The sequence below is a fragment of the Qipengyuania rhodophyticola genome (genome assembly GCF_042493225.1).
In the GTDB taxonomy this organism is placed as follows: domain Bacteria; phylum Pseudomonadota; class Alphaproteobacteria; order Sphingomonadales; family Sphingomonadaceae; genus Erythrobacter.
Window position 1 is genome coordinate 467,457 of sequence record NZ_CP170454.1, and the last position, 25,476, is coordinate 492,932.

The window sequence follows — 25,476 nt, forward strand, 5'->3', positions numbered from 1 at the left end:
CGTGTGGTTCGAACACCCTCGTAACACCAGTGCGCCCCTTGCGGGCCTGAAAGTGCTGGAACTCGCGCGTGTGCTCGCGGGCCCATGGACCGGGCAAATGCTGGCCGATCTCGGCGCAGATGTGATCAAGGTCGAAAGCCCGGAAGGCGATGGCACGCGGCACTGGGGGCCGCCTTGGTTTGAGAGAGAGGGCGCGGATGGCGAAACGGAGCGCGAGGCCGCCTATTACCACGCCTGCAATCGCGGGAAGCGCTCTATCACAGCGGACTTTCGCGATGCAGATCAGCTCAGCATGGTCCGCGAGCTGAGCGCGGGCGCCGACGTTGTCATTGAGAACTTCCTGCCGGGCAAGCTTGCCCAGTTCGCGCTCGATTATGGCAGCGCTGCGGGCGTAAATCCGGGCGTGATCTATTGCTCGATCACAGGCTTTGGTCAGGATGGCCCGCGAGCACACGAACCCGGCTATGATTTCGTCATTCAGGCGATGTGCGGCTTTATGTCCCTGAACGGAAAGCCCGACGGCGATCCGATGAAATTCGGCGTTTCGATCTCTGACCTTGCATGCGCGCTCTATGCCGCCAACGCGGTCCAATCGGCACTGCTGATGCGACACCGCACCGGCAAAGGGCAGCATATCGATATGAGCCTGCTCGATTGTTCGGTCGCGTTGCTGGCCAATCAGGCGACGAGTTATTTTGCGACCGGCCAGAGCCCACCGCGTATGGGTAATGCGCATGCGCAAGTGAGCGCTTATGGCGTGTTCCCTACCAAAGACGGCCCGGTGGTGCTTGCTCCTGCCAATGACAATCTTTTCAGTAAGCTGCTGCGTTTGCTGGAGCGTGATGATCTGCTGGCAGATGCACGCTTCACCACCAATGAAGCGCGAATCGCAAACCGAACCGAGCTTGACACAATGATCGCGACTGAAACTGCGTCTTGGGAGCGTGAAAACCTACTGCGGCAATGCGCAAAGGCAGGTGTGCCCGCCGGGCCGATCAACACTGTCGCAGAGGCTTTGGTCGATCCGCAAGTGACTGCGCGCGCCATGCAGGTGGAGCTAGGCGGCGTGTCTGGCCTACGTAGCCCCTTTACCTTCTCAGATGCGGAGCTGGCGCTGGACAGCCCCTCGCCGAAGAAGGGCGAGCATAACCCGCAATAAATCATCAACCGGCTGCACGCCATGATGCAAAACTCGCAATAGACCTGCGCGCCCCTTCGTGTATTTCTGTCATTACAGAAATTACAGTTAAGGCGATGAAGGGAAGTCAAAATGAGCGCATTCATGGACATCCCCGAAGTTCGTGCTTTCATCCTCCACTGGGGCGAGATGGGCACACAATGGGGCGTCAACCGCTCCGTCGCGCAGGTGCATGCGTTGCTCTATCTGTCAGATAGACCTCTTCATGCCGAAGAGATTTGTCACAAGCTCGGCCTGGCACGCTCAAACGTCTCGAACGGCCTCAAGGAACTGCAAGGCTATGGTATCGTCCGGCGGGTGCACGTCGAAAACGATCGGCGCGATCACTTCACTGCGGATACTGACTTGTGGGACATGCTGATGAAGATTTCGGCAGAGCGCAAACGGCGCGAGATTGACCCAACTATTCAACTGCTGGGTGAGCTTGCTGAAAGCCTTGAAGGCCGCGCGCATGTGCCAGCGCATGTCCGCGAGCGGATCGGTGAGATGCACGGCTTTCTCGATAAGCTAGGCGCTTGGTATGATGATGTCCGCCGCTTGCCCCGCTCAACACTGGTCACGCTGATGAAGCTCGGCGGACGGGTGGCGCGGCTGCTCCCCGGCGGCAAGACGAAGCCAAAGACTTAAACCCTCACGGCACAATGGAAAAAGGAGACACGTCACTAAACCACATGCACAAATATCTATTTCTCTAATTACAGAAATAACAGGAGAACATCATGTATCTCGCCAATTCCTACCTCGTCTATTTGATCGCCAGCATTGCCCTAACTGTTTGGGTGGCACGCACTCTCTCACGCAATGGGATTGTGTTTTTGATCGAGTGCTTCGGCCATGATGAGCTGCTGGCGCGGTCAACTAATCATCTGCTTGTGGTCGGGTTCTACCTCGTCAATCTCGGCTGGATCCTACTGTCACTAAGCTGGGGTAGCCCGCCCGACAGCATGGCAGAAGCGATTGAGTTCATCTCAGGCAAAGTGGGCCTGGTGGTTCTGGTCCTCGGCATGATGCACTTCTTCAATATGAATGCGATTGCCAAGTTCGGACGCAAGGTCGGATCATGGCTGCGCGAGGAAAAGGCGCTGCACATAGCAGCTCCGGAACACGTGGAGGAACCGCCACAAGTGGTCATGCGGTGAATCCTTCGCTGCCAAACGAAAAAAGGGCGACTCGTCACCGGGCCGCCCTTTTTGTATTAAAGAGGTGGTTTGAGCTTAGGCGACGGCTGCTTTCAACACATCAGCAAGATCAGTCCGCTCCCACGGGAAGAGATCGCCCTCTGCCGTTCGGCCGAAGTGGCCATAAGCGGCGCTCTTGCGGTAGATCGGCTTATTGAGGCCAAGATGTGTGCGAATACCGCGCGGGGTCAGCCCGCCCAATGCCTCAATCGACTTAATCGCCTCTTCCAGCGTATCATCACCAACCGTGCCCGTCCCATGCGTGTCGACATAAAGCGAGAGCGGCGCAGACACGCCAATCGCATATGCAAGCTGGATGGTGCAGCGCTTGGCAAGGCCTGCTGCGACGATATTCTTCGCAAGATAGCGTGTGATGTACGCAGCGGAGCGATCAACCTTGGTTGGGTCTTTGCCGCTAAATGCACCGCCGCCATGCGGGCTTGCGCCACCATAGGTATCGACAATAATCTTGCGTCCGGTAAGACCCGCATCACCGTCAGGTCCGCCAATAACAAAGCTGCCAGTGGGGTTAATGTGCCATGCGGTATCGCCAGTTATGAAGCCATCTGGCAGGATGTCGGCAACGACGCCTTTCACATAAGCATGCAGCTCAGCCTCTTTTTCGCCTGCGTCATAGCCCTCGGCATGCTGTGTCGATACCACTACGGCAGTGCAGGCAACCGGCTTGCCATTCTTATAGCGCAGCGTGACCTGGCTCTTGCTGTCTGGCTCTAGGAAGGGCGCTGCGCCTGAGTGGCGATCAGCCGCCATACGCTCAAGGATTTTATGGCTGTAATCGAGCGTCGCTGGCATCAGATCGGGCGTTTCATCGCAGGCAAAGCCGAACATAATGCCCTGATCGCCCGCACCTTCATCCTTATTGCCGCTGGCATCTACGCCTTGCGCAATATGAGCGCTCTGGCCGTGCAAATGGTTTTCAAAGGTTAGCGTTTCCCAGTGAAACCCGTCCTGCTCATAGCCAATCTCGCGAACAGTGTTGCGCGCCGTTTGCTCAATCTCCGCAAGCGCACCGTCAGCCCACTGACCGTTCTCATACACGCCTTTGCAGCGGATTTCGCCTGCCAGTACAACACGCTGCGTCGCGGTCAGTGTTTCGCAAGCGACACGCGCTTCTGGATCTTTCGAAAGAAACAGATCGACAATCGCGTCCGAGATTTGATCGGAGACTTTGTCTGGGTGGCCCTCAGAAACGCTTTCCGAAGTGAACAGATAATCTGCGCGCATAATGGTCCTGCTTAGCTGGCATTTGATGATATAAAGAAGTCTTTATGTGTAGCTTCTTTAGACGCGTCGGAAGCGGCTGGCAACCAAAGAAGCACCCAAGAATAGGACGCCCCAGATAAGGGTGAGCCAATGGCCGAGCGTGGCAAAAAGTGTCGGCGCATGCGCGGGCGGAACAGCCATATCAATACGGCCTTCCCGGCGCATGCCGATCTTGGCTCGGACGACACCGTCTGCGTCGATCACCGCGCTAATCCCGGTCGTAGTCGAGCGCAAAACCGGCAAGCCTTCCTCAATCGCCCGCATCCGCGCCTGGCCAAGATGTTGCGGAGGCCCCCATGCACCAAACCAGCCATCGTTCGAGGGATTAAAAATATAGTCAGGCCGCTTCGCCGGGTCGACAACATCGCCGGAAAACACGATCTCATAACAAATCTGCATGCCTGCCTTGCCCCAGGCTCCAAAGTCCTTGGTCTGAGGACCAGGCCCCGGAATAAAGTCGATAGAGCCTGCCACCAGACGCGTCAGGCCAAGCGGCTCCAGCAGGAAACGCATTGGCAAATATTCGCCATACGGCACGAGATGCGCCTTGGCGTAGCGCTCCCCCAATGTGCCATCTGCGGAAATCGGCGTGATCGAATTATATGCGCCCACCGCGCCAGGGCGGCCATCTTTATCGCCAATCTCCAGATCAACCGCGCCTGTGAGAAGCAGGCTATCATCACCGATCACGCGGCCAATGCGTAGCCGCGCAAAATCGGGATCTCCGCCCGCTGTCATGCGAAGGTAATATCGCATGGGGTAACCGGGCCGCAAATAGTCAGGAACGCCCGATTCGGGCCACAGAACCAAGCGGTTCTCGGTTTGCGCACGCGGTGCCGAAAGACGCGCTAGCCGCGCAAACTGCTCCTCAAAATTGCTCGGATCATCGAGCACCTCTTGGCGGATGTCCGGCTGAACCAGCGTCATCGCCAGCCTGCCCTCATCGCGCGTACCAGCAGGCAGATACATGCCGATGCTCAGCACAGCCAGCAGCAGACCAAGCGGCAACCATTTGCGCGCGATCAACGCGACAGCGATGGCTGCGGCGATCAGGATCACGATGCCCGACATCGCGTATGTCCCAAAGATAGGAAGATGCGCCGCGATACCAGCGCGGTCATGCGGGCCGACCAAAATCAGGCTAAGTGGTCCCCAAGCATAGCCGGTAAAAACCCAGCTGCGTAGCCATTCTGTCAGGATCCAAGAAGCCGCAAAAGCGAAGGCAAACCCGGCCATATTGCGATTATCTCTAGTGACCCATACCGCCAATAAGGCGGCCATGCCCGGATAGACCGCCAGATAGAGCGCGAGCAGCGGCACCGCCGCCCAGCCTAGCGCCGCGGGCATCTCAGCCTGATAGGTAAAGGCTGTCGCAATCCAATTGTTCGTGACGGTAAAATGCGCGGCGCCAAAGAGCCAGCCGCGCATGAAAGCTTGACGCAGATTGGGCGCAGTCCAGACGAGCCACACGAATGCAGTCAGCGCGGCCAGGGTAACGGGCCATAAGCCTAGCGGAGGGAAGCCCACCGCAGACACAGCTCCCGCCAATAAAGCGGCGATACGGGGCCTGACAGCAAACTGCTTTACGGCCCACATCATCAGCGCATCAATTCCTTAGAGGCAAAGACTGATTAGCTTGCGACGGTCAGCGTATCGTCATCATCGCTGCGTTTGCGGCGACGGGTAGCCCGAGGCCTAGGCTTTTCTTCGCCATCAGCATCATCTTCCGCGTCGTTACTCGCCGAGATGGAAGGAGGCAGAACTGCCGCGTCAAGCTCTGCTTCCTCAGCTTTTTCCTTACGCTGCCGAGGCTTGCGCTTACTAGGCTTTTCCTCTGACGCCATCGGATTGTCACCCGCGTCGTATTGCTCACCTTCAGAGCCCTCATTGCCGTCAGAACGCTTTGTATCTCGGTCGCGATCCTCGCGCCTCTGCTTTTGGTCGCGATCGTCGCGACGCGCGCGCCCACGGCGATTGTTATTGCGGCGGCTGTCATCACTCTCGCCATCGCTATCATCGCCATCTTCGCTGCCGCCGCGCTCCTCAGAGCGCTTGGCCCGTGCCTCTTCCTGACGCGCCTTGTTATCGGCGATCACGCGGAAATAGTGGTCGGCAAATTGCAGATAATATTCGGCCTGAACCCGGTCACCATTATGCTGGGCGTCTTGGGCAAGCTTCTTATACTTATCCAGCAGCTGCGGCGCATTACCGCGCGCTCGGCTATCAATCCGGTTAGCAGCGTTGCCGCCGCCACCTTGGTTCCGATTGCCGCGACCACGGCGGCGATTGTTATTGCGGTTGTTGTTCAAAGGAAGTGGATCCTCATTCGTGACGCGGCTCTGGGAAACATAATCCCGGGAAAATTCGTTCTTTGCCGCCTAGCCCCTTTTGCGTTCATGCGTTTTTGCAGGTCGCACGCTCCACCGTATCCATCCACATGCCGCAAGGCCCCTTGCCTTACTCAATGCCGTAGATTTTGGAGCTAAGTTCGAGCAGCTGCGAAATCGCCTACCGCTGAACTCGACATCAAGGCCTATCGAGTCGGAACGGCTTTGCCAAGCCCCTATCGTTAATCATTCCTATTTTGGGCGATCCTTGCGCGCGTGCCGAGGTGCAGATGAGCGCGCGGGGTCTGCCCGCCAGATCATGTCGCAACTGGGCCGAAAAACCGCTTTTATTAGCGATTTCAGAGACTTGGATTCCTTGGGAGGCGCCGATTTCGAAGATCGCTACCCCCTCTGGCGAAAGAAGCTTGCCAAGCTGCGGAAACAGAATGCGATAGTCGTCAAGACCCTTTGGACCCGCAAAAAGTGCGCTAGCGGGTTCAAAATCGTGAACATCGGGCTCCAGCTCGGCGTTTTCTTCAACGTAAGGCGGATTGCACAAGATCAGGTCAAATTGACCAAAGGGCTCCGCCCAGCCAGCCGTAGTCCAATCGGCGGCGCGCAGCTCAGCACGGTCTGTCATACCCAAACGCTGGACGTTCTTGGTAGCGATTTCAATCGCAGCAGGTGATCGGTCGATCCCGACGCCTAGCGCCTGTGTCTCGGCCAAAAAGGTGAGCAGCAAAGCGCCAGTGCCGGTTCCTAGGTCTAGCACCCGGCTGGCGCCTGGCGCCTGCTCCAGCGCCGCCTCAATCAGCGTCTCGCTATCACCGCGCGGGATGAGCGTATCGGGCGTCACATGAAAGGCCCGTCCGTAAAACTCTTGAAACCCTGTGATGTAAGCCACTGGCTCGTGCTTCGCGCGTCGTTCGACCAGCGCAGCGAAAGTGTCGGGCGCGGGATCTCGCATATGCCGCAAAAGCATATCCGAGCGGGCCGCGCCAAGAGCATGAGCCATCAGCAATTCTGCATCAAGCCGCGCGGTGTCGCTGGTCTCGCCAAGCTGCTCGGCTGCCGCGCGGATCGCGTCTGCAACGCTCACTCTTCCAGCGCCGCAAGCCGTTTCGCCTCATCCTCTGCAATCAGCGCATCGATCACTTCGCCAAGACCCATGCCCGCAATCACTTCAGGCAATTTGTGTAGCGTTAACCCGATCCGGTGGTCCGTCACGCGGCCTTGCGGGAAATTATAAGTGCGGATGCGCTCCGAGCGGTCACCTGAGCCGACCATGGCCTTACGTGCCTCGGCCTCAGCACCTTGCGTCGCCTCACGCTGCTGTTCAAACAGGCGCGCGCGCAGGACCTGCATCGCCTTTTCGCGGTTCTTGTGCTGGCTGCGGCCATCCTGACAGGTGACGACCGTATCGGTTGGCAAGTGGGTGATGCGGATCGCACTATCGGTCGTGTTAACGTGCTGACCGCCCGCGCCGCTTGCCCTATAGGTGTCGATCTTGAGGTCGGTGGGGTCAATGCGCACATCGACTTCGTCCGGCTCCGGCAGAACCGCCACGGTCGCCGCCGATGTATGTATGCGCCCGCCGCTTTCGGTCTCGGGCACGCGCTGAACACGGTGAACTCCGCTTTCAAATTTGAGCTTGGCGAAGACGCCATTGCCCCGCACGTTAGCGACGATTTCCTTGAAGCCGCCGACTTCGGATGCGCTCATGCTGACAGGTTCGACTTTCCAGCCCTGCTCGCCAGCAAATTTCTCGTACATGCGATACAGATCGCCTGCGAACAAAGCCGCTTCATCGCCGCCTGTGCCTGCGCGGATTTCGAGCATGGCGGGACGCGCATCGGCGCTGTCGCGCGGCAACATGGCAATGGCGAGTGCGCGTTCTTTTTCGGGCAGTGCAGCGCGAATGCTCGCAAGCTCTTCCTCCGCCATCGCCTTCATTTCCGGGTCTGCGAGCATTTCTTCGAGATCGGTGATCTCAGCGCGCGCAGCTTGCACTTCGCCAGCGATTTTGGCGACCGGCTCCAGCTCAGCGTAATCGCGTGATGCCTGCACAAACTCGTCTCCCTCCAACGTGCCGGACGCCATGCGGGCCTCAAGCTCGGCAAAGCGATGCGCGATCTGATCAAGACGTTCGGAGGGGATGGTCATGGCAAAAACGCAAGAGCTGCGACAAACCTTGGGTCTGTATCTGGATCAGAACCAAAACCGTGCCCAGTCGCATTGAATGTGACAATCTCTTTGGGGGACCGTTTTACAGCCTTATCATATCGCTTTCTTGGTGAGCCTGACGCAATCATCTCGGCGCTCAATCCGTGCTCGCGCAGGGATCTCAGAGCGATCCATCCTTGGTTATGTGCGAAATCAGAGTCGTCCTCCAAAACCACAATAGCATCCGCGAGAGGCTCCGCTTTCTCACCCACCAACATCGCTAGCCGCTCAATGCCCGCTGCCCAGCCGACCGCTGGCGTAGCTGGCCCGCCAAGGCTTTCCATCAGCCCATCATAACGCCCACCACCCAGAATGGTGCTTTGCGCGCCTAGCGCATCCGCTGCTGCAGAGCCTTCGTCCGGGATAAACTCAAACGCCGTATGCCGGTAATAATCGAGGCCGCGCACGAGGCTCTCCGCGCGCGCCCATTTGACGCCCGCTGCGTCCAAGCCGCTCGTCACACTCTCGAAAAACGCCTTCGCCTCATCGGACAAAAACTGATCAATCTTGGGTGCATCGGCGACGAATTGCTGGTCGCGCCGATCCTTACTGTCGAGAATACGCAGCGGGTTTTTCTCAAGCCGCTCCTGACTGTCCTCGCTCAGCTCACCGCGAACCGCGCCAAAATAGTCAATGAGCGCCGCCCGCCATGCCTCGCGGCTATCACCATCGCCCAGCGTGTTTAGATGCAGCGTCACACCTTCAATGCCGAGCTCTTTCAGCAGCTGATCCGCCATCGCGAGCAGCTCTACATCGGCCTGCGGCTCAGCCGCGCCGATAATCTCGGCGTCAATCTGATGAAATTGACGATAGCGGCCCTTTTGTGGGCGCTCATAGCGAAACAGGGGGCCGTGTGTTGCGAGCTTCACCGGGGCATGTTGCTGCCAGCCATTAGTGAGGTAAGCCCGCGCAATCCCAGCGGTAAACTCTGGACGCAGGGTGAGCGAATCCCCACCGCGATCCTCAAAGGAATACATCTCTTTCGAAACAACATCGGTCGTCTCGCCAATAGCGCGGCTAAACACCTCCGTCTTTTCAAACACGGGCATTTCCGCGCGGCGGAAGCGGTAAAGCTTGCGAACACGCTCAAACGTCTCGACCACGAAGCTGAAGGCCTCGGCATCGGCGCCGAAGATGTCCTGTGTGCCGCGAATGGCTTTAGGGGTATTCTTGCTCATGGAAGCGCGCTTAGGCGAGTGCGCGCGTCACCGCAATATTGCCGCCCAAAAGCACCAAGGGCGCAGCATTTTGGGGGTTGGCGGCTGCTCGGGCACGCCGTAAGGGGCCTGCACATGGATATTAGCAAAATCAGCATGGGCGATAATCCGCCTGAAAGCCTCAACGTCATTATCGAAGTGCCGACCGGCGGCGAGCCGGTGAAGTATGAATTCGACAAGGAAAGCGGCGCATTGTTTGTTGACCGCATTCTGCACACGCCAATGCGCTATCCAGCGAATTATGGCTTTGTTCCGCATACGCTGAGCCCTGACGGCGATCCGCTTGATGCTCTGGTGATTTCTCGCAGCCCATTCATGGCAGGCTGCGTTGTGCGCGCACGGCCAATCGGTGTATTGAATTTGGAAGACGAGCATGGCGGAGATGAAAAGCTTGTCTGCGTACCAGTCGACACGACTTTCCCATATTATTCCGATGTGGGCGAAACCAAGGATTTGCCGTCAATCATTTTCCAGCAGATCGAGCATTTCTTCACTCACTATAAGGATCTCGAAGCGGAGAAATGGGTGCGGGTCGGCAATTGGGGCGATGCCGCCGAGGCTCGTCAGATCGTGGTCGAAGCGATTGAACGCGCGAAGAAAAAGGGAAATTAAGGAGCGCCTACTCCCCAGCCACCGTCATACCATCCACGCGCAAGGTCGGCACATTCACGCCGCGGATCATCTCTAGATCATTGGCCGGGGTTAGCGCGCGGAACATGTCCGCCAAATTGCCCGCGATCGTAATTTCAGAAACCGGCGTGGTAATTTCACCCTTTTCAATGCGGAAACCAAACGCCCCGCGGCTGTAATCGCCCGTTACAATATTGACGCCTTGGCCTGACACGTCGGTGACAAACAGCCCCTCATCAATGTCCGCGATCAGCTCCGCGACGGAAGCAGTGCCAGCTTCCAAATGCACATTGCTGGAGGAGATGCCAGGCGCCCCGCCGCCGCCCGATGAGGCATGACCAGACATGGGAGCGCCCAATTGGCGGGCAGCTGCTGCGTTCGTCATCCATCCGAAGGTTCGGCCATTATCAACCAGAGCGCGGCTTGTGCAGGCAAGCCCCTCTGCATCGAAGGGGCGCGAACGCTGCCCGCGCATGCGCAGCGGCTCTTCAAGGATGCGAATGGCGCTATCGAACAATTGCTCCTCTTCTTTGCCTAGCAGAAAGGTCGATTTGCGCGCCGCCGCGCCGCCAGACATCGCGCCCAGCAAATGGCCAATCACGCCGCTGCCAACACGCGGATCGAACACAACCGGCATCGCCTTGCTCGCCATTGAGCCAGCGCCTAGCCGCGCGACTGTGCGCCGGCCTGCCTCAGTGCCGATCCAGCTGACATCGGGCAAATCTTCGCGATGGCGCGCAGTGCGGTATTCATAGTCAGTTTCCATACCGCTGCCCTCACCCGCAACAACGCTCGCCGAAATACCGCAAGAGGTTGCTTCATAAGCATGCGCAAACCCATGCGAGGTTACCAGAGCCGCGAGCGACCGACCAAAACTTGCACCGCCGCCATTGGAATTGCTGACGCCTTCAACTGCGCGTGCTGCATCCTCTGCCGCCCGCGCATCATCGCGCAATTCCTGAGGGCTCGGCTCGTTTGCATCAACCATGTCGAGATCCGGCGCGGTTCCCGAAGATAGTTGATCTTCCGGGGCGAGACCCGCAAACTCATCCGCCGGTGCAAGCCGCGCCATATCGAGAGCCCGCTCTACCAAAGTCTCGAATGAACTGGATGAGAAATCACTGGTCTGGATGGATGCAGAGCGTGAGCCTACAAAAACGCGCAGACCAATGGATTCGCCTTCCGAGCGCTCGACATCTTCCAGCTCGCCCAAGCGAACCGAGACGCTCTCAGATGATTCAGCCCGCGCCATAGCATCGGCGGCATCAGCGCCCTTGGCTTTGGCCAGCTTGATGAGGCCTTCGCAGCGCTCCAGCGCCGCATCTTGGTCAATCATGTAAGTCTAAGCTCCGACAGAGAGAATGCTCTACCGGTTAGGATGTGGTACCGCTACTGGCAATTAGCAATGCGTGTTTAAGCAGCCAGCGTAAATCCGGTTGTAATAAGAATGGGCAACCCAAGTGCGAGAACCCAAAGCGCTAATTGATCACGGCGAAATGCGCTTGTCAGGCTGAGATCAACGGCCTCCTCATCAGACAAATCAGTCCAGCGTTTTTCAAACCAACGGCAAGCGGGAATAATCCCAGCGACCAAAATAACCAGCGCCGCCAAAGCTAGCGATTTAAGCCCGGTTGCTTTGATGGCGCCGACCGTCGCAAAGATATGGAGGCCAGTGTAAACGATCAGCGCGAGCGCGACATTGTCGCTCATTTTCTTGCGCCAGTCGTGATATTTCGGCGCCTCACCGGTCGCTGACGAACGGTTCTCAAACTTATCGAGCGCTTTGTTCATGCGCTTCTCTCCCAATACCCCACTCCGATTCGGAGTATTTCAGATACAAGACAGGCTGGCAAGTTTGCGCCGCAAGTCCCCACCTTTGCGTGCCGTGCGGGGACGGTCAGTGGCCTATATATAACCGAACATGCAGGAATCCTGCCAAAAGCTGCTGATGCTCGACCAGCGGGGCTTTTCAGGCGCGTTTGGCCTGCTAAAGCATGGGCTATGGCTGATATCGACCAAGCCGAGCTGACGGATGATGCCGTCCATGATGCATCCCCGCCGATCCCTCAGGGCGGGCTCGAAGTCATTTCTATCGCCAAAAGCTATGATAAGCGCGCCGTCCTCAGCGATATATCTTTGACTGTCGGTAAGGGCGAAGTGCTTGGCCTGCTTGGGCCCAATGGCGCAGGTAAAACCACGTGTTTCTATTCTATCATGGGCTTGGTACGTCCCGACGCTGGCCGGATCCTGATGGATGGAGAAGATGTTACCAATCTGCCGATGTATCGCCGCTCTATTCTGGGGCTCGGGTACCTCCCGCAGGAAACCAGTATATTTCGCGGGATGACGGTCGAGCAGAACATAAATAGCGTGCTGGAAATGGTTGAACCTGAGCAGGAGACGCGGGCACGAGAGCTCGAGCGATTGCTCAAAGAATTTGGTCTCACCGAGCTGCGCGAAAGCCCGGCTATGGCGCTTTCAGGCGGTGAGCGGCGACGCTGCGAGATTGCGCGCGCGCTAGCCGCCAAGCCGTCGATCATGCTGCTGGATGAGCCCTTTGCAGGGATTGACCCGCTTTCAATCAGCGACATCCGCGATCTCGTCGCCGACTTGAAGACACGCGGGATTGGCGTGCTGATTACCGATCACAATGTCCGCGAAACGCTCGAAATCGTGGACCGCGCTTGCATTATTTATGGCGGGCAAGTCCTTTTCGCCGGCACGCCGGAGGCATTGGTGGCCGATGAGAATGTAAAGCGTCTCTATCTCGGCGAAGGGTTTACGCTGTAATGTCGGGTGCGATTTTCCGGCTACGCAGGACCTGACCCATGGCGCTCGGTCCGAGGTTAGACCTCCGGCAATCACAATCGCTGGTCATGACACCGCAGCTTCAGCAGGCAATCCGCTTGCTGGCTGCGTCCAATCTGGAAATCGAAGCGCATATTTCCGAAGCGCTCGACAATAACCCGCTGCTCGAGATTGGTGAGATTCGGCAGGAGCGCGGCGAGCCTGGTGATGCGCAGGATGGGGATGCACCGATAGCGCCGGAAGAGCGCGAGGCCGATGCACTGATGAGCGATGGCGCCGCGCAGGGCGAAACACCGCTCGACATTGGCGCTACGGCACTCGATCCCGAACGTGCACCGGGCGATGGCCCCGCAAGCGGGTCAGGCGAAGGCGGGGACTGGGGCGAGGCGGCAAGCGCTGGCGCGGTAAGCTCGGCTGATCTGCCTGATCTCGAGAACCGGTCTGATGAAGGACCCACACTCGCGCAACATCTGACCGATCAATTGGGCGCAGAAGCCTATAGTCAGAAAGAAGCGATTATTGCCGCGCGCATCATCGGCGATCTGGATGAAGCGGGATATTACGTCGGCAATCTCACGTCGTTAGCGCGCGAGCTAGGCATTGCCGATTATGAAGCGGAAGACGCGCTGCTGCTGGTCCAATCGCTTGATCCCACCGGCGTCGGCGCGCGCTCCCTTTCTGAATGCATCATGCTGCAAGCCAAGGAAGCGGACCGGCTCGATCCATGTATGGAGCGGCTCATCGACAATCTGGAGTTGGTGGCTAAGGGAGAGATCGCGCGGCTTAAACGCATGTGCCAAGTCGATGATGAAGACTTTGCCGATATGCTGGCAGAGCTGAGATCCTATGACCCCAAACCGGGTCACGCATTTGGCGGATCGGTGGAAGCGGCGATTGTGCCCGATGTTCTGATCACGCCCTCGGCCAAGAATGGCTGGGACATTCGCATCAATGAAGACAGCCTGCCGCGCCTGATCGTCAATCGCAGCTATTACCTTGAGCTTAAGGATGGCGCTCAAGACAAGGAAAGTCAGGCTTGGCTGAAAGAACATCTGACTGATGCCAATTGGCTAATCAAAGCGCTCGACCAGCGGCAGAAGACGATTCTTAAGGTGGCGGGCGAAGTGGTCAAACGTCAGGAGGGCTTCTTCAAAGAGGGCGTGACCGCGATGAAACCGCTGATCCTGCGCGATGTTGCTGATGCCATTGAAATGCACGAAAGCACAGTTAGCCGGGTGACCAATAGCAAATACCTCTCGTGTCCGCGCGGCACCTTTGAGCTTAAATACTTCTTCTCCAGCGGGGTCGCCGCCGCCGATGGCGAAGGGGCGAGCTCGGAGGCAATCAAGGCGCGGATCAAAGCTTTGATTGATGCCGAAGACGTTAAGCAAATTCTGTCTGATCAGAAGCTCGTCGACATTCTTAAGGAAGAAGGTTTCGACCTTGCCCGCCGCACAGTCGCCAAATATCGCGAGGCCATTGGGCTTGGTTCCAGCGCGCAACGCAGGCGCGAGAAGAAGATGCGCGATCTGGGCTGATTTGCCATCCTAAAGCACTGCTCAAATCAGTGAGTCATCGAAGTCACACAAAGAAATGTTAATGGGTCTTTACCCGGCGTTAACCTTTTCCGTTCAGATGTTGTGTGGTTAATTCAGATCAAGACTTCCTAACCAGATGTTACCGAGGTTTTGTTAGCTTTTAGGGCCAGGGGGGCCAGACCCGATGCGAGTATTGCTAATTGAAGATGAGCCAACGACAGCAAAAGCTATCGAGCTCATGCTTACGACTGAAGGCTTCAATGTTTACGCTACCGATCTTGGCGAAGAAGGCCTCGATCTCGGTAAGCTGTATGATTACGATATCATACTGCTCGACCTGAACTTGCCTGATATGCATGGCTATGATGTGCTCAAGAAGCTGCGCGTTGCCAAGGTTCAGACACCGGTCCTCATCCTGTCTGGCATTGCCGAAATGGACAGCAAGATTCGCAGCTTCGGCTTTGGCGCTGACGATTACGTGACGAAGCCCTTCCACCGGGAAGAGCTGGTTGCCCGCATTCATGCCGTTGTGCGCCGCTCGAAAGGCCACAGCCAATCGGTCATCCGCACTGGCAAACTCGCCGTGAACCTTGATGCCAAGACTGTTGAAGTCGACGGCGCCCGCGTTCACCTGACCGGCAAAGAATATGCCATGCTTGAGCTCTTGAGCTTGCGCAAAGGCACGACGCTCACCAAGGAAATGTTCCTTAACCACCTCTATGGCGGCATGGACGAACCTGAGCTTAAAATCATCGACGTTTTCATCTGTAAGCTGCGCAAAAAACTGAGCCACGCTTGCGGCGGTGAAAACTACATCGAGACCGTTTGGGGCCGCGGCTATGTGCTGCGCGATCCAGGCGAAGAGGTCGAAGCGGCCTAAGCGTTTAATTTCTGCGGGCGATCCCAGCCCGCCAATACCTGACTGGCCAATAACTAGCTAGTACGTCTTCTACCCGGATGAACAGCGAGAAACCGCCTCGGAGCCTTGGCTCTGGGGCGGTTTTTCTTTAGCGCTGTCACCCATGAGTGCATTCAAAGAAGGCGACCCAACAACGCTTGGCCGGCTGTATGGCCGATCCGTGGGCAAACCTCTCCGGGCCCATCAACAGACCCTGGTCGACAATCTACTGCCGCAAATCGCTGTGCCTGAAGAAGGCTCGGTTACGGCTGAGCAGCTGTTTGGAGAAGATCGCCCCCTACATTTTGAGATCGGCTTTGGCGCAGGAGAGCATCTCGCTTACCGGGCGGACCTCTTGCCCGACCATGGGTTTATCGGCGCTGAGCCTTACCTCAATGGCGTGGCGCAAGCGCTTTCGCATGTTGAGGAAGGGCACCTAGCCAATGTTCGTCTGGTTCACGGCGATGCCCTCCAAGCGCTCGCCCGCGTACCTGACGGCGCGCTCACCATGGCTTATCTGCTGCACCCTGACCCATGGCCCAAGAACAAGCATGCCAAGCGGCGCATGATGAATGATGGCCCGGTGCGCATGATCGCGGACAAGCTGAAACCGGGCGGCGAATTTCGTTTCGGTACAGACCATGCGATTTACCTGCGGCATGCACTGATGGTGATGCGGCGTTTTACTGATGAGTTTGAGTGGGTCGCAAGCGTGCCAGCCGATTGGCAGAACCGCCCATCGGGCTGGTGCGAGACCCGCTATGAGCGCAAGGCGCGCACCAAATTCCTGCATGAGGTCTGGTACTTCCGCTTCCGGCGGCGGTAGCGCGGAAGACGGATTTGCAATTCGGTCATTTGCCGCTCACACTCCCGCCAAGCGAGCATCGGGGGTTCAAGTAATGATACCAAGACGGCAATTTATGGGCGGGCTTGTGCTCGCGAGCGGCGCACTTGCAGCATGTAAGAAGATTGAAGGTGATGGCGCACAATCGGGTATTTCAGGTGCCGCGGTCGGTGGGGCGATCCTCTCCGCAACCGATCTGGAAGACGCACTCGTTGGCAGCTCTTACCTTGGCACTGGCGGTGGCGGGAGCCTATCCGAAGCGCGCGAGCTGATCGCAGCGGACCTTGCTGCGGGCCACACATTCACCGCCATTTCCGTTGATGATCTTGCCGATGATGCACGGGTCGCGTGTCCCTATGGCCTCGCCAGCCTCGCCCCAATCAGTGACGCGATGCAAGCGAAGCTCGATGCGAGCGAAAACCGGGTGGACGAACCTGTTCAACTGGCGTTCGAGACGCTGGAAAAGCATCTGGATACGAAGTTTGCCGGTGTCATTCTGGGCGAAATAGGCCCGCTGAGCCTCGCCGAGGGCCTATCAATCGCCGCCCGCCTTGGCGTGCCTGCGCTCGATGCGGACACTGTTGGACGCGCAGTGCCGGAGATCAATCAGCACTCTGTCAAAGTTGCAGGAATTCCGTTGACGCCGATCGGCGCGGCGACACCCTTCGGCGATGAGATGGTTGTAAAAACGCTCGGCGATCCAACCCGCGCAGAAGATGTGCTGCGCGCAGTCGCAGAAGCCAGCCAAGCATGTGGTGTCGCAGATTCTCCGATCACCGGCGCGCAGGCCAAACAGGATGGTACTCTGGTCACCGGCAGTCTGACACTCGCTCGGTCAATAGGGTCAGCGGTCCGTGAGGCAAAGGCGGCAGGCACCGATCCAATTGAGGCAGCACGCGCCGCTGGGGACGGATATCTGCTGTTCACTGGTACTGTTGCCGATTTCGAGTGGCGCGACGAAGATGGCTTCTTGCAAGGAGAGCTTACACTCGCTGGAACTGGCGAGTTTACCGGACAGTCATTCACTACCGATGTCAAAAACGAGCATTTGGTCGCCCGCCGCGATGGCGCGGTGATCGCCACCTGCCCTGACCTCATATCGGTCATTGACCTTGAGACCCACGATGGCGTGGTCAACCCGGGATACACGCGGGGGCAGGCGGTTGCCGTGCTGGGCTTCAAATCTGATCCGCTATGGCGGACCGATGGCGGACTCGCTGTCTTCAGCCCTCGCTATTTCGGATACGAGCTCGACTACCGGCCAATCGAAGAGCTGGTGCGGAGGTAAACGCTATGTCGAAGATCTTTCTGTGGATCGGCGGCATCTTCATGACCGTTGGCCTGCTGTTCGCCGGCATTGGCGGGTACACCTACATTGCTGATCAACAAATGGCGGAGACGGCATTGCGCGCACCGGGCACTGTCATCGCGCTCGATCGGCGGCGCGGCAGTGAAGGCGGGTCGACTTATGCCCCCGTGGTCGAATGGACTGATCGCGATGGAACGCGCCATGAGTTCACTAGCTCCACGAGCAGCAGCCCGGCGAGCTTTTCACGCGGTGAAGCAGTCACCGTGATGTATGATCCAGCCAAACCTGGCCAAGCCAAAATCGATAGCTTCGGCCAACGTTTCATGCTGCCGCTCGTCTTTGGCGGGATGGGCTCGCTCTTCGCGATATTGGGAGCAGTTTTCGTGTTCCTGTTCCTACGCCGCAAGAAAACAGTCGAGCGTTTGAAGCTTAGTGGCATGCGCATTGAGGCCGAGGTCACGCGCTGTGAACTGGACCGCAGCATCAAGGTCAACAGCCGCAGCCCATATCGGGTGCATGCTCAGGCTACGCATCCGGGCACCGGTAAATTGGCCAGCTTCAAAAGCGACCCGATTTGGCTGGATCTCAGCAAGGAGCTAGATGGCAAGACTGTGCCCGTGCTGATTGATCCAAATGCGCCCAAGCAGCACTATATCGACCTCTCGCAATGGGTCGATGATAGCGAAAAGGCCTAGGCCCTAGCAGCCCTTAGAAGCTAGCCAACCACGCCGGCCGCCGCGAGCACCGCCAGTGTCAGCACATCTGGCGCAATCGCCGTCATTGGCGCGATCTGCACCGGTTTTTCCATCCCGATCAGCATCGGACCGATGGTGGCGTTATCAGCCAGCTCGCGCAGCAGCTTGGCCGATAGGTTCGCCGATTGCAGGCCTGGCATAATCAACACATTGGCAGAGGCAGACAGGCGGCTGAAGGGGTATTGCTTCATCACCGTCGGGTTCAGCGCAACATCGGGTGCCATTTCGCCCTCATACTCAAAGCCCGGATCCTGCTCATCGAGGATCGCCACGGCGGCACGAATGTTCTCAAGCCAGCGTCCAGGAGGATTGCCAAAGGTCGAATAGGACAGGAACGCCACTCGCGGCTCATGCCCCATGCGCCGGGCGACCGCGGCGGTTTCTGTCGCGATGTGGGCAAGCTCTTCAGCGGTGGGTCGTTCATTGATGGTCGTATCAGCAAGGAATGTCGTATGGTTCTTGCCGATCATCATGTGGATGCCAAAGGGCACTGCACCCGGCTTTGGATCAAGCACTCGGTTCACCTCGCGCGCGCTTTGCGCGAAAGTCCGCGTAAGGCCGGTGATCAAGCCATCGCCGTGCCCGAGTGCGACCAGCAAGGACGCAAATGTGTTCCGGTCATTATTGACCATGCGGCGCACATCACGCTCAGTATAGCCTTTGCGCTGAAGCCGCTTATACAAGAACTCGACCATCGCGGGCACATGCGGGGAATCGGCAGAGTTCTGAATCTCAAAGCTTTGCGGGTCCGATACAGACAGCTGATGCAACTTATCCAAAACCGCTTTCGTCCGGCCCACCAGGATCGGTTGGCCATAGCCAAAGTCGCGATATTGGATCGCCGCGCGCAATACGACTTCCTCTTCCGCCTCGGCAAATACCATCCGCTTGGGATTGGCTTTTGCCTCATTGTAAACACCCGTCAGCACCGAGGTTGTCGGGTTAAGCCGCGATTTGAGATCATGGCGATATTTGTCGAAATCGCGGATCTTGGCCTGCGCGACGCCAGAATCCATCGCCGCCTTAGCAACGGCTGAGGAAACCACTTCGATCAGGCGCGGATCAAATGGCGCAGGGATAATGTAATCAGTGCCGAACTTGTGATTCTTGCCATAAGCGCTGGCGACTTCTTCTGGCACCCGCTCACGCGCCAGCTCGGCAATAGCCTGAGCAGCGGCAATCTTCATTTCTTCATTGATGGCGGTCGCTTGCACATCCAATGCGCCGCGGAAAATGAAGGGGAAACCAAGCACATTATTGACCTGATTGGGGAAATCAGAACGGCCAGTGGCAACGATTGCGTCAGGCCGCACCTCTTTCGCCTCATCCGGCATGATTTCGGGTACCGGATTAGCCATCGCAAAGATGATCGGCTTGTCCGCCATCTTGGTGACCCAGTCGGGCTTCAACGCACCCGCCGCCGATAGACCGAGGAAGATATCTGCGCTGTCCAGCGCCTCTTCCAAAGTGGTCGCTTTGGTATCGACCGCATGCGCGCTTTTCCATTGATCGAGATTGTCGCGGTCACGCGTGATCGGACCGCTTCGATCGCACATGATCACATTATCGTGCCGTGCGCCCATCGCTTTGATAAGCGCGGTACAGGCAATCGCGGCGGCGCCCGCGCCGTTCACAACGACCTTCACATCCTTAATATCACGGCCCGTCAGATGGCACGCATTAAGCAAACCAGCGGCGGTTATAATCGCAGTACCATGCTGGTCATCATGCATGATCGGAATATTCATCCGCTCACGCAGCGCTTGTTCAATAATGAAGCATTCAGGCGCCTTGATATCCTCAAGGTTGATTCCGCCAAAGGTCGGCTCCATCAAAGCCACTGCTTCGATGAAAGCATCGGGGTCTTCAGTGTCGAGTTCGATATCAATCGAATCCACATCGGCGAACCGTTTGAAGAGCACTGCCTTGCCTTCCATCACTGGCTTGGACGCAAGCGCGCCGAGATTGCCCAGCCCAAGGATCGCGGTACCGTTCGAGATCACGGCAACCAGATTAGAGCGCGCGGTATAACGCGCAGCATTGGCGGGATTTTCCGCAATCGCCTCAACTGGCGCGGCAACACCGGGCGAATAGGCCAGCGACAAATCACGCTGCGTCGCCATTGGCTTGGACGCGACAATCTCAACCTTACCTGGCCGGATAGTCTCATGGTAGAAAAGCGCCTCGCGCTTCGTGAATCCAGCCTGCTTCTTATCCGCCATCAGATATCCCTGTAATGTCGCTTATGAGCGCTCTTAACGCGGCGCGCTGACATGCGATAGGGGAAAGAGGCCTAAGTAGCCTTGCCCGAATCGAAGCGGGCTTGGCACTTGGCGTTAACATGGCCAGCAAGACCACCCCCATGATGACCCAATATCTCGCCTTGAAAGAGGAAGCGGGCGAGGCTTTGCTGTTTTACCGGATGGGGGATTTCTTCGAGCTTTTCTTTGACGATGCAAAAGTGGCCGCGAGTATCCTCGACATAGCCCTGACCAGCCGAGGCGAGCATGGCGGAGAGCCTGTGCCGATGTGCGGCGTGCCCGTCCATTCGGCCGAGGGATACTTGGCCCGCCTGATTAAGAGCGGCTGCCGCGTGGCCATTGCAGAGCAAACTGAGACGCCAGACCAGGCAAAGGAGCGCGCCAAACGCGAGGGCACGCCTTCCTCCAAGGCTCTGGTGTCGCGCGATATCGTGCGCTTTGTGACGGCAGGCACGCTAACCGAAGAGGCCTTGCTCGACCCGCGCGCTGCGAACAGACTGGTGGCCGCCGCGCCATTGCGCGATGCGGTGGGAATCGCCTCTTGCGACATCTCAACGGGGCGGATGGAGCTGGAGGAATGCGCAACTGACGCGCTGGAGGCGGCACTCGCACGGCTTGGCGCAAGCGAAGTGGTGGTGCCGGAAGACTGGCCGGGAGATACGCCTGGTAAGCCCGATGACGCAATCGAGCGCGCCCGCACAACCTTCCGCAGTGAAGACGGCGAGGCGAGGCTCAAATCAATCCATGGCCTCGCGACGCTCGATGGGCTTGGTGAGTTTACCCGGCCAATGCTGGCTGCAGCTGGCGGATTGATCGCTTACCTTGAGCATACTGGCCGGGGTGAGCTGCCCTTCCTGCTGCCCCCTGTCGCCCGGGCGACTGGCATGCGTCTGGCGATGGACGGCGCGACCAGAGCAAGTCTGGAAATTCTTGAGGCGCAATCGGGCGGACGCGCGGGCAGTCTGTTCAGCGTTGTCGACCGGTGCTCAAGCGGGGCAGGCTCGCGCCAATTGGCAGAAGATCTCGCCGCGCCTTTGGCCGATCAAACAGCCATCACAGCCCGCTTGGCAAGCGTCGCATTCTTTCATACTGACCCGATTTTGCGAGCCGACGTGCGCGCATTGCTACGCAGTGTGCCAGATATTGGCCGCGCTTTGGGCCGCGTGGTCGCGGGGCGTGGTAGCCCACGAGACATTGGCCAAATCCGCGATGGTTTGGGCGAAGCACGCCGCCTCAAAGCGGTCATCGAAGCCGCCTCAGACGTCCCGCAATTGCTCGCTGATAATGCGCACTCGCTCGGCGGGCACGGGGCGTTGACCGATCATCTTGACAGGGCTTTGGTCGCTGCGCCCCCAACTGAGCGCAATCAGGGCGGGTATATTGCAGAAGGTTATGACCACGCGCTTGACGCCTTGCGCGAGACCAGCGGTAATGCCCGCCGCGCCATCGCCGCATTGGAAGCGCAATATCGTGAGCAGACCGATATCAACGCGCTCAAGATCAAACATAATAAGGTGCTGGGTTACTTCATCGAAGTACCGGCAAAGCATGGCGACGGGCTGATGGCACCGGACAGCGGTTTCACTCACCGCCAAACGATGGCTGGTGCAGTGCGATTTAATTCGGTGCATTTGCACGAGGAAGCGACCCGCATTGCCGAGGCAGGGTCGCATGCCCTCGCCGCCGAGGAAGCACATTTTGAGGAGCTAACGGGCCTTGTGTGCGAAGCGCGCAAGGCAATTGCAGCAACTGCTGCGGCGCTTGCCCGCATTGATGTCAGCGCCGCTTTGGCGGAGCGCGCAGCGGAAGGCGATTGGTGCAAGCCGGCGGTTGTCGATGCAGCTGTGCTCGAGATTACCGGAGGGCGTCATCCGGTAGTTGAGGACGCGCTTGAGCGTACTGGCGAGCGCTTTGTCGCCAATGACTGCGAGCTTACATCGCAGGACCGCCTTTGGCTGATCGGCGGGCCAAATATGGGCGGTAAATCGACCTTCTTGCGGCAAAACGCGCTGATCATGCTGCTTGCTCAAGCGGGTAGTTTTGTTCCCGCGACCAGCGCGACCATTGGCCTTGCAGACCGCCTGTTCAGCCGCGTGGGCGCATCAGATAATCTCGCGCGAGGCCGCTCTACCTTCATGGTCGAAATGGTCGAAACGGCAGCGATCCTGAGCCAAGCAACACCGCGCAGCTTTGTTATCCTGGATGAGGTCGGGCGCGGCACCAGCACGTATGACGGGATGTCTCTCGCCTGGGCAATTGTCGAGGCGATTCACGGCACCGTGCAATGCCGGTGCCTGTTCGCGACCCACTATCACGAACTTTCCCGCCTGTCCGACACATGCGAAGCGCTGTCATTGCATCATGTGCGAGCGCGTGAGTGGAAGGGCGATCTTGTCTTGCTGCACGAGCTGGCGCGCGGTGCGGCGGGCCGCTCTTACGGGATTGATGTAGCTCGCCTTGCTGGTGTGCCAGCGCCCGTGCTCAAGCGCGCGAAAACAATCTTGCAGCGCCTAGAAAAAGGACGCGAAGAAACGGGCGGTCTCGCCGCAGGTCTTGGCGAATTGCCCCTATTCGCTGCGCAAGAAACACAAGACACACCAAGCCAAAACGAGCTTTTGCGAGAGCGGCTTGAGGCCCTTGATGTGGATGCACTTAGCCCGCGCGATGCGCTCGAAATTCTGTATCAGCTAAAGCGCGAAGCGGCGGAAACGAAGTCTTAACCGAGATCCCGTTATGCTCTGGTGATGAGCGATACGCCCACACTCCGACGCAAGCCCTATCAGAAAAAGGGCCTAACAACGCCGCAAAAGCTGATGGTTGCTGGCGTATTTCTGGCCTTCGTCGCCTTCGCCATTGGCGGGGAAGATAGACCCGGCATCGTCACTATGGCGCAGAAAACTATGGAAGATGGGACAAGCGGCAGCGACGACGTGGTTGTGCAGGGGGATGGCGGAACACCCGGCGTACAGCAGCAAGAGAGTGTGCAAGATGATGCAGAGCTCAGCAATTGGTACGCTAGCTCATCACCAGACCCCAATCCGCTTGCGGGACCGCGTGACGATCAGGACAGCCAGTCAGAAGATGACGCTATTGATTGGGATAATATTAAGTCGAAACCGGCTCTGGCTCTCGAAGGTCAGCCCGGCGGGGCGCCAATCAATGTTGGACCCACAAATTAACCGTCAGCAAAATGGTAAGCCAATCGTACTGACGCCGAATTAACGTGTGGGCACCGGCGTTTCTGCCGTATAATCGTAAAAGCCGCGGCCAGTTTTCCGGCCCAGCCATCCCGCCTCGACATATTTCACCAGTAATGGCGCGGGTCGATATTTGGTGTCACGCGTGGTTTTGTAGAGCACGCGAATGATATCGAGACAGGTATCTAGTCCCACAAAATCTGCGAGCTCCAACGGCCCCATCGGGTGATTCAGGCCAAGCCGGCACCCTTTATCAATGTCGGCAATGCCCGCTGTTGACTGGCCCAGCACGAAAATCGCCTCATTAATCATCGGCAAGAGAATTCGGTTTACGACAAAACCAGGCTCATCCTGTGACAGCACTACTTGCTTGCCCAGAGCCTCAGCAAAAGCCTTTGTCCGCTCGGTTGTTTCGTCGCTGGTCGCAAGGCCAGGAATAACTTCAATCAGGCCCATGATTGGCACTGGGTTGAAAAAGTGCAGGCCAATGAAACGCTCCGGATCTGGCGAATAATTTGCCATGCGCGTGATGGGGATGGAGCTGGTGTTAGACGCCATGATCGCGTCACTGGCGAGGACTTTACCGGCCGCCTCAAAGATCGATTTCTTGACCTCTTCGCGCTCAGTTGCCGCTTCAATAATAAGTGCAGCATCTTTCATCGGCGCATAATCGCCAATCGGCGTGATCTTGGCCAAGGCCGCTTCTGCGTCGGCCACTTCCAGCTTGCCGCGCCCGACCAGCTTACCAAGCCCCTTCTCAATTCCAGCGACAGCCTTCTCGGCAGTTGCAAGATCGATATCCGCGAGCAGGACATTCATCCCATGCTGCGCCACCGTTTGGGCAATGCCAGTGCCCATTTGCCCCGCACCGATAACGGCCACAGTTCCTGTCATAAAGAATCCTTCGCACTTGCAACAAAGCGCGCCTGTTAGCCCGCGAAAAGCGCGCTGACCAGCGCCTCAGCATAAGTCTCTATCGATTTTCGCCGGGGATCCACTTTACGTCAGCCTTGCCGCCATCATTGGCGAGCCGGGCAATGACGAACAGATAATCGGATAAGCGATTGATATAGGCCATGGCTTGCGGGTTAGCCGGCGTGGTTTCCGCCATGGCGACCATGCTGCGCTCCGCCCGGCGAACGGCAGCGCGGGCCAGATGCAGACGGGCCGCTGCCTCGCTTCCGCCCGGCAGAATAAAACTGGTGAGCGGCTCCAGCTGATCAGTGGCCGCGTCAATCGCGCTTTCAAGCCACTCAACTTGCGCAGAGACAATGCGCAGCACCATTTCAGACGGCGCAAAATCATCGCCTTCTTCAGCTGGCGTCGCCAAATCCGCACCAAGATCAAACAGATCGTTTTGTACGCGGTAAAGCGGCTCAGCCAACGGGCCGCCTGCAACAGCTATAGCCGCAAAGCCAATCGCCGAGTTTGCTTCATCGACCACGCCAATCGCGTCAATCCGGGCAGAGTGCTTGGCCGCGCGCGAGCCATCGACCAGCCCAGTTGTGCCATCATCACCTGTACGGGTGTAAATTGTGTTGAGTTTGACCATACGCGGGTGCTGCCTTCGCTTACTGCGAGATGGCCAGCATCACGGCCACAACCACAATCGCCAATGCCTGATATTTGATGCGATTGAACATCATCTTGTTCTGCAACAGCTGCATGTCGCTGGCGTTCTGAGCCTCGCCTGTCTCAAGATCAATCTTGGTACTTTTCAGGAATGCGACGATCCCGCGTACCAGAGAATACAGCACGAGCGCGCAGAGCATCACGAGGACGATGATGAAGAATGTTGTCATGGAAAGT

24 protein-coding genes are annotated in these 25,476 nt (G+C 57.9%); 12 read left to right on the forward strand and 12 right to left on the reverse strand.

What is annotated here, in order from left to right; translation table 11 throughout:
- Nucleotide 1: 1 nt before the first annotated feature.
- The 3 genes from ACFCXQ_RS02090 (at nt 2) to ACFCXQ_RS02100 (ending at nt 2,337) form a co-directional block, all read left to right on the forward strand.
- Nucleotides 2-1,159, forward strand: a complete 1,158-nt coding sequence (locus tag ACFCXQ_RS02090; protein WP_379552601.1) for a CaiB/BaiF CoA transferase family protein — start codon at nt 2-4, stop codon at nt 1,157-1,159.
- 111 nt (nt 1,160-1,270) lie between these two features.
- A complete protein-coding gene (locus ACFCXQ_RS02095) occupies nt 1,271-1,825 on the forward strand; it encodes a GbsR/MarR family transcriptional regulator (RefSeq protein WP_379552603.1) in 555 nt (184 codons plus the stop codon).
- A gap of 92 nt (nt 1,826-1,917) precedes the next feature.
- Nucleotides 1,918-2,337, forward strand: coding sequence for a hypothetical protein (locus ACFCXQ_RS02100; RefSeq protein ID WP_379552605.1), 420 nt, complete (start codon nt 1,918-1,920; stop codon nt 2,335-2,337).
- A 75-nt stretch (nt 2,338-2,412) separates the two neighbouring features.
- Here ACFCXQ_RS02100 and metK read toward each other — a convergent pair whose 3' ends face one another.
- The 6 genes from metK to hisS all read right to left on the reverse strand — a co-directional run bounded on the left by metK (nt 2,413) and on the right by hisS (nt 9,388).
- Complete coding sequence (gene metK / locus ACFCXQ_RS02105; RefSeq protein WP_379552607.1) at nt 2,413-3,621, reverse strand: methionine adenosyltransferase; 1,209 nt, start codon at nt 3,619-3,621, stop codon at nt 2,413-2,415.
- Nucleotides 3,622-3,678: 57 nt separating this feature from the next.
- Nucleotides 3,679-5,259 carry an apolipoprotein N-acyltransferase gene (gene lnt / locus ACFCXQ_RS02110; protein WP_379552609.1) on the reverse strand — a complete coding sequence of 527 codons (1,581 nt, stop codon included), beginning with the start codon at nt 5,257-5,259 and terminating at the stop codon, nt 3,679-3,681.
- Nucleotides 5,260-5,291: 32 nt separating this feature from the next.
- The gene (locus ACFCXQ_RS02115) at nt 5,292-5,969 is read right to left on the reverse strand and encodes a DUF4167 domain-containing protein (RefSeq protein ID WP_379552611.1); all 678 of its coding nucleotides are present in this window, start codon (nt 5,967-5,969) and stop codon (nt 5,292-5,294) included.
- Between the two features lie 217 nt (nt 5,970-6,186).
- On the reverse strand, nt 6,187-7,086 hold the full coding sequence (prmC, locus tag ACFCXQ_RS02120; RefSeq protein ID WP_379552613.1) for a peptide chain release factor N(5)-glutamine methyltransferase: 900 nt from the start codon (nt 7,084-7,086) through the stop codon (nt 6,187-6,189).
- Nucleotides 7,083-8,150, reverse strand: a complete 1,068-nt coding sequence (gene prfA / locus ACFCXQ_RS02125) for a peptide chain release factor 1 (RefSeq protein ID WP_379552615.1) — start codon at nt 8,148-8,150, stop codon at nt 7,083-7,085. The genes prmC and prfA overlap by 4 nt, the downstream gene beginning before the upstream one ends.
- The gene (gene hisS, locus ACFCXQ_RS02130; protein WP_379552617.1) at nt 8,147-9,388 is read right to left on the reverse strand and encodes a histidine--tRNA ligase; all 1,242 of its coding nucleotides are present in this window, start codon (nt 9,386-9,388) and stop codon (nt 8,147-8,149) included. Before hisS ends, prfA begins: the two co-directional genes overlap by 4 nt.
- Before the next feature lie 114 nt (nt 9,389-9,502).
- Here hisS and ppa point away from each other — a divergent pair, with 114 nt between their 5' ends.
- Entirely contained in the window at nt 9,503-10,039 is a 537-nt protein-coding gene (gene ppa / locus ACFCXQ_RS02135; RefSeq protein WP_379552619.1) for an inorganic diphosphatase, read from the forward strand.
- Between the two features lie 7 nt (nt 10,040-10,046).
- On the opposite strand, the gene ACFCXQ_RS02140 is transcribed toward ppa, so the two are convergent.
- Both ACFCXQ_RS02140 and ACFCXQ_RS02145 read right to left on the reverse strand, forming a co-directional pair.
- Complete coding sequence (locus ACFCXQ_RS02140) at nt 10,047-11,393, reverse strand: TldD/PmbA family protein (RefSeq protein ID WP_379552621.1); 1,347 nt, start codon at nt 11,391-11,393, stop codon at nt 10,047-10,049.
- 77 nt (nt 11,394-11,470) lie between these two features.
- Nucleotides 11,471-11,848, reverse strand: coding sequence for a hypothetical protein (locus ACFCXQ_RS02145; RefSeq protein WP_379552623.1), 378 nt, complete (start codon nt 11,846-11,848; stop codon nt 11,471-11,473).
- Nucleotides 11,849-12,058: 210 nt separating this feature from the next.
- Between ACFCXQ_RS02145 and lptB the strand changes: the two genes are divergently transcribed.
- From lptB to ACFCXQ_RS02175, 6 genes are all read left to right on the forward strand, one after another.
- Nucleotides 12,059-12,847, forward strand: coding sequence for an LPS export ABC transporter ATP-binding protein (gene lptB, locus ACFCXQ_RS02150; RefSeq protein WP_379552625.1), 789 nt, complete (start codon nt 12,059-12,061; stop codon nt 12,845-12,847).
- Between the two features lie 38 nt (nt 12,848-12,885).
- The gene (gene rpoN, locus ACFCXQ_RS02155; RefSeq protein ID WP_379552627.1) at nt 12,886-14,403 is read left to right on the forward strand and encodes an RNA polymerase factor sigma-54; all 1,518 of its coding nucleotides are present in this window, start codon (nt 12,886-12,888) and stop codon (nt 14,401-14,403) included.
- A 184-nt stretch (nt 14,404-14,587) separates the two neighbouring features.
- Complete coding sequence (gene ctrA / locus ACFCXQ_RS02160) at nt 14,588-15,283, forward strand: response regulator transcription factor CtrA (protein ID WP_379552629.1); 696 nt, start codon at nt 14,588-14,590, stop codon at nt 15,281-15,283.
- Between the two features lie 142 nt (nt 15,284-15,425).
- Nucleotides 15,426-16,127, forward strand: coding sequence for a tRNA (guanine(46)-N(7))-methyltransferase TrmB (trmB, locus tag ACFCXQ_RS02165; protein ID WP_379552631.1), 702 nt, complete (start codon nt 15,426-15,428; stop codon nt 16,125-16,127).
- A 73-nt stretch (nt 16,128-16,200) separates the two neighbouring features.
- Nucleotides 16,201-17,433 carry a DUF917 domain-containing protein gene (locus ACFCXQ_RS02170; RefSeq protein ID WP_379552633.1) on the forward strand — a complete coding sequence of 411 codons (1,233 nt, stop codon included), beginning with the start codon at nt 16,201-16,203 and terminating at the stop codon, nt 17,431-17,433.
- A 5-nt stretch (nt 17,434-17,438) separates the two neighbouring features.
- A complete protein-coding gene (locus ACFCXQ_RS02175; RefSeq protein WP_379552635.1) occupies nt 17,439-18,149 on the forward strand; it encodes a DUF3592 domain-containing protein in 711 nt (236 codons plus the stop codon).
- Nucleotides 18,150-18,169: 20 nt separating this feature from the next.
- Here ACFCXQ_RS02175 and ACFCXQ_RS02180 read toward each other — a convergent pair whose 3' ends face one another.
- The gene (locus ACFCXQ_RS02180; RefSeq protein ID WP_379552637.1) at nt 18,170-20,431 is read right to left on the reverse strand and encodes an NADP-dependent malic enzyme; all 2,262 of its coding nucleotides are present in this window, start codon (nt 20,429-20,431) and stop codon (nt 18,170-18,172) included.
- Nucleotides 20,432-20,550: 119 nt separating this feature from the next.
- On the opposite strand from ACFCXQ_RS02180, the gene mutS reads away from it, so the two are divergent.
- On the forward strand, nt 20,551-23,190 hold the full coding sequence (gene mutS, locus ACFCXQ_RS02185) for a DNA mismatch repair protein MutS (protein WP_379552639.1): 2,640 nt from the start codon (nt 20,551-20,553) through the stop codon (nt 23,188-23,190).
- 24 nt (nt 23,191-23,214) lie between these two features.
- Nucleotides 23,215-23,649, forward strand: coding sequence for a hypothetical protein (locus ACFCXQ_RS02190; protein ID WP_379552641.1), 435 nt, complete (start codon nt 23,215-23,217; stop codon nt 23,647-23,649).
- A gap of 39 nt (nt 23,650-23,688) precedes the next feature.
- Here the strand turns inward: ACFCXQ_RS02190 and ACFCXQ_RS02195 are convergent, their stop codons facing one another.
- The 3 genes from ACFCXQ_RS02195 to ACFCXQ_RS02205 all read right to left on the reverse strand — a co-directional run bounded on the left by ACFCXQ_RS02195 (nt 23,689) and on the right by ACFCXQ_RS02205 (nt 25,469).
- Nucleotides 23,689-24,561, reverse strand: a complete 873-nt coding sequence (locus ACFCXQ_RS02195; RefSeq protein WP_379552643.1) for a 3-hydroxyacyl-CoA dehydrogenase NAD-binding domain-containing protein — start codon at nt 24,559-24,561, stop codon at nt 23,689-23,691.
- Nucleotides 24,562-24,640: 79 nt separating this feature from the next.
- Complete coding sequence (locus ACFCXQ_RS02200) at nt 24,641-25,219, reverse strand: cob(I)yrinic acid a,c-diamide adenosyltransferase (RefSeq protein WP_379552645.1); 579 nt, start codon at nt 25,217-25,219, stop codon at nt 24,641-24,643.
- Nucleotides 25,220-25,238: 19 nt separating this feature from the next.
- The gene (locus tag ACFCXQ_RS02205) at nt 25,239-25,469 is read right to left on the reverse strand and encodes a hypothetical protein (protein ID WP_379552647.1); all 231 of its coding nucleotides are present in this window, start codon (nt 25,467-25,469) and stop codon (nt 25,239-25,241) included.
- Nucleotides 25,470-25,476 lie beyond the last annotated feature (7 nt).

What these genes read in the sequence shown, in the direction of transcription:
- ACFCXQ_RS02205 (WP_379552647.1), bottom strand. Translation starts at nt 25,469, where the DNA reads ATGACAACATTCTTCATCATCGTCCTCGTGATGCTCTGCGCGCTCGTG.
- mutS (WP_379552639.1), top strand. Translation starts at nt 20,551, where the DNA reads ATGGCCAGCAAGACCACCCCCATGATGACCCAATATCTCGCCTTGAAA.
- lptB (WP_379552625.1), top strand. Translation starts at nt 12,059, where the DNA reads ATGGCTGATATCGACCAAGCCGAGCTGACGGATGATGCCGTCCATGAT.
- ACFCXQ_RS02095 (WP_379552603.1), top strand. Translation starts at nt 1,271, where the DNA reads ATGAGCGCATTCATGGACATCCCCGAAGTTCGTGCTTTCATCCTCCAC.
- ACFCXQ_RS02200 (WP_379552645.1), bottom strand. Translation starts at nt 25,219, where the DNA reads ATGGTCAAACTCAACACAATTTACACCCGTACAGGTGATGATGGCACA.
- ACFCXQ_RS02190 (WP_379552641.1), top strand. Translation starts at nt 23,215, where the DNA reads ATGAGCGATACGCCCACACTCCGACGCAAGCCCTATCAGAAAAAGGGC.
- ctrA (WP_379552629.1), top strand. Translation starts at nt 14,588, where the DNA reads ATGCGAGTATTGCTAATTGAAGATGAGCCAACGACAGCAAAAGCTATC.
- ACFCXQ_RS02100 (WP_379552605.1), top strand. Translation starts at nt 1,918, where the DNA reads ATGTATCTCGCCAATTCCTACCTCGTCTATTTGATCGCCAGCATTGCC.
- metK (WP_379552607.1), bottom strand. Translation starts at nt 3,621, where the DNA reads ATGCGCGCAGATTATCTGTTCACTTCGGAAAGCGTTTCTGAGGGCCAC.
- hisS (WP_379552617.1), bottom strand. Translation starts at nt 9,388, where the DNA reads ATGAGCAAGAATACCCCTAAAGCCATTCGCGGCACACAGGACATCTTC.
- ACFCXQ_RS02145 (WP_379552623.1), bottom strand. Translation starts at nt 11,848, where the DNA reads ATGAACAAAGCGCTCGATAAGTTTGAGAACCGTTCGTCAGCGACCGGT.
- lnt (WP_379552609.1), bottom strand. Translation starts at nt 5,259, where the DNA reads ATGATGTGGGCCGTAAAGCAGTTTGCTGTCAGGCCCCGTATCGCCGCT.
- ACFCXQ_RS02170 (WP_379552633.1), top strand. Translation starts at nt 16,201, where the DNA reads ATGATACCAAGACGGCAATTTATGGGCGGGCTTGTGCTCGCGAGCGGC.
- rpoN (WP_379552627.1), top strand. Translation starts at nt 12,886, where the DNA reads ATGGCGCTCGGTCCGAGGTTAGACCTCCGGCAATCACAATCGCTGGTC.
- ACFCXQ_RS02180 (WP_379552637.1), bottom strand. Translation starts at nt 20,431, where the DNA reads ATGGCGGATAAGAAGCAGGCTGGATTCACGAAGCGCGAGGCGCTTTTC.
- ACFCXQ_RS02195 (WP_379552643.1), bottom strand. Translation starts at nt 24,561, where the DNA reads ATGACAGGAACTGTGGCCGTTATCGGTGCGGGGCAAATGGGCACTGGC.
- prfA (WP_379552615.1), bottom strand. Translation starts at nt 8,150, where the DNA reads ATGACCATCCCCTCCGAACGTCTTGATCAGATCGCGCATCGCTTTGCC.
- ppa (WP_379552619.1), top strand. Translation starts at nt 9,503, where the DNA reads ATGGATATTAGCAAAATCAGCATGGGCGATAATCCGCCTGAAAGCCTC.
- trmB (WP_379552631.1), top strand. Translation starts at nt 15,426, where the DNA reads ATGAGTGCATTCAAAGAAGGCGACCCAACAACGCTTGGCCGGCTGTAT.
- ACFCXQ_RS02140 (WP_379552621.1), bottom strand. Translation starts at nt 11,393, where the DNA reads ATGATTGACCAAGATGCGGCGCTGGAGCGCTGCGAAGGCCTCATCAAG.
- ACFCXQ_RS02175 (WP_379552635.1), top strand. Translation starts at nt 17,439, where the DNA reads ATGTCGAAGATCTTTCTGTGGATCGGCGGCATCTTCATGACCGTTGGC.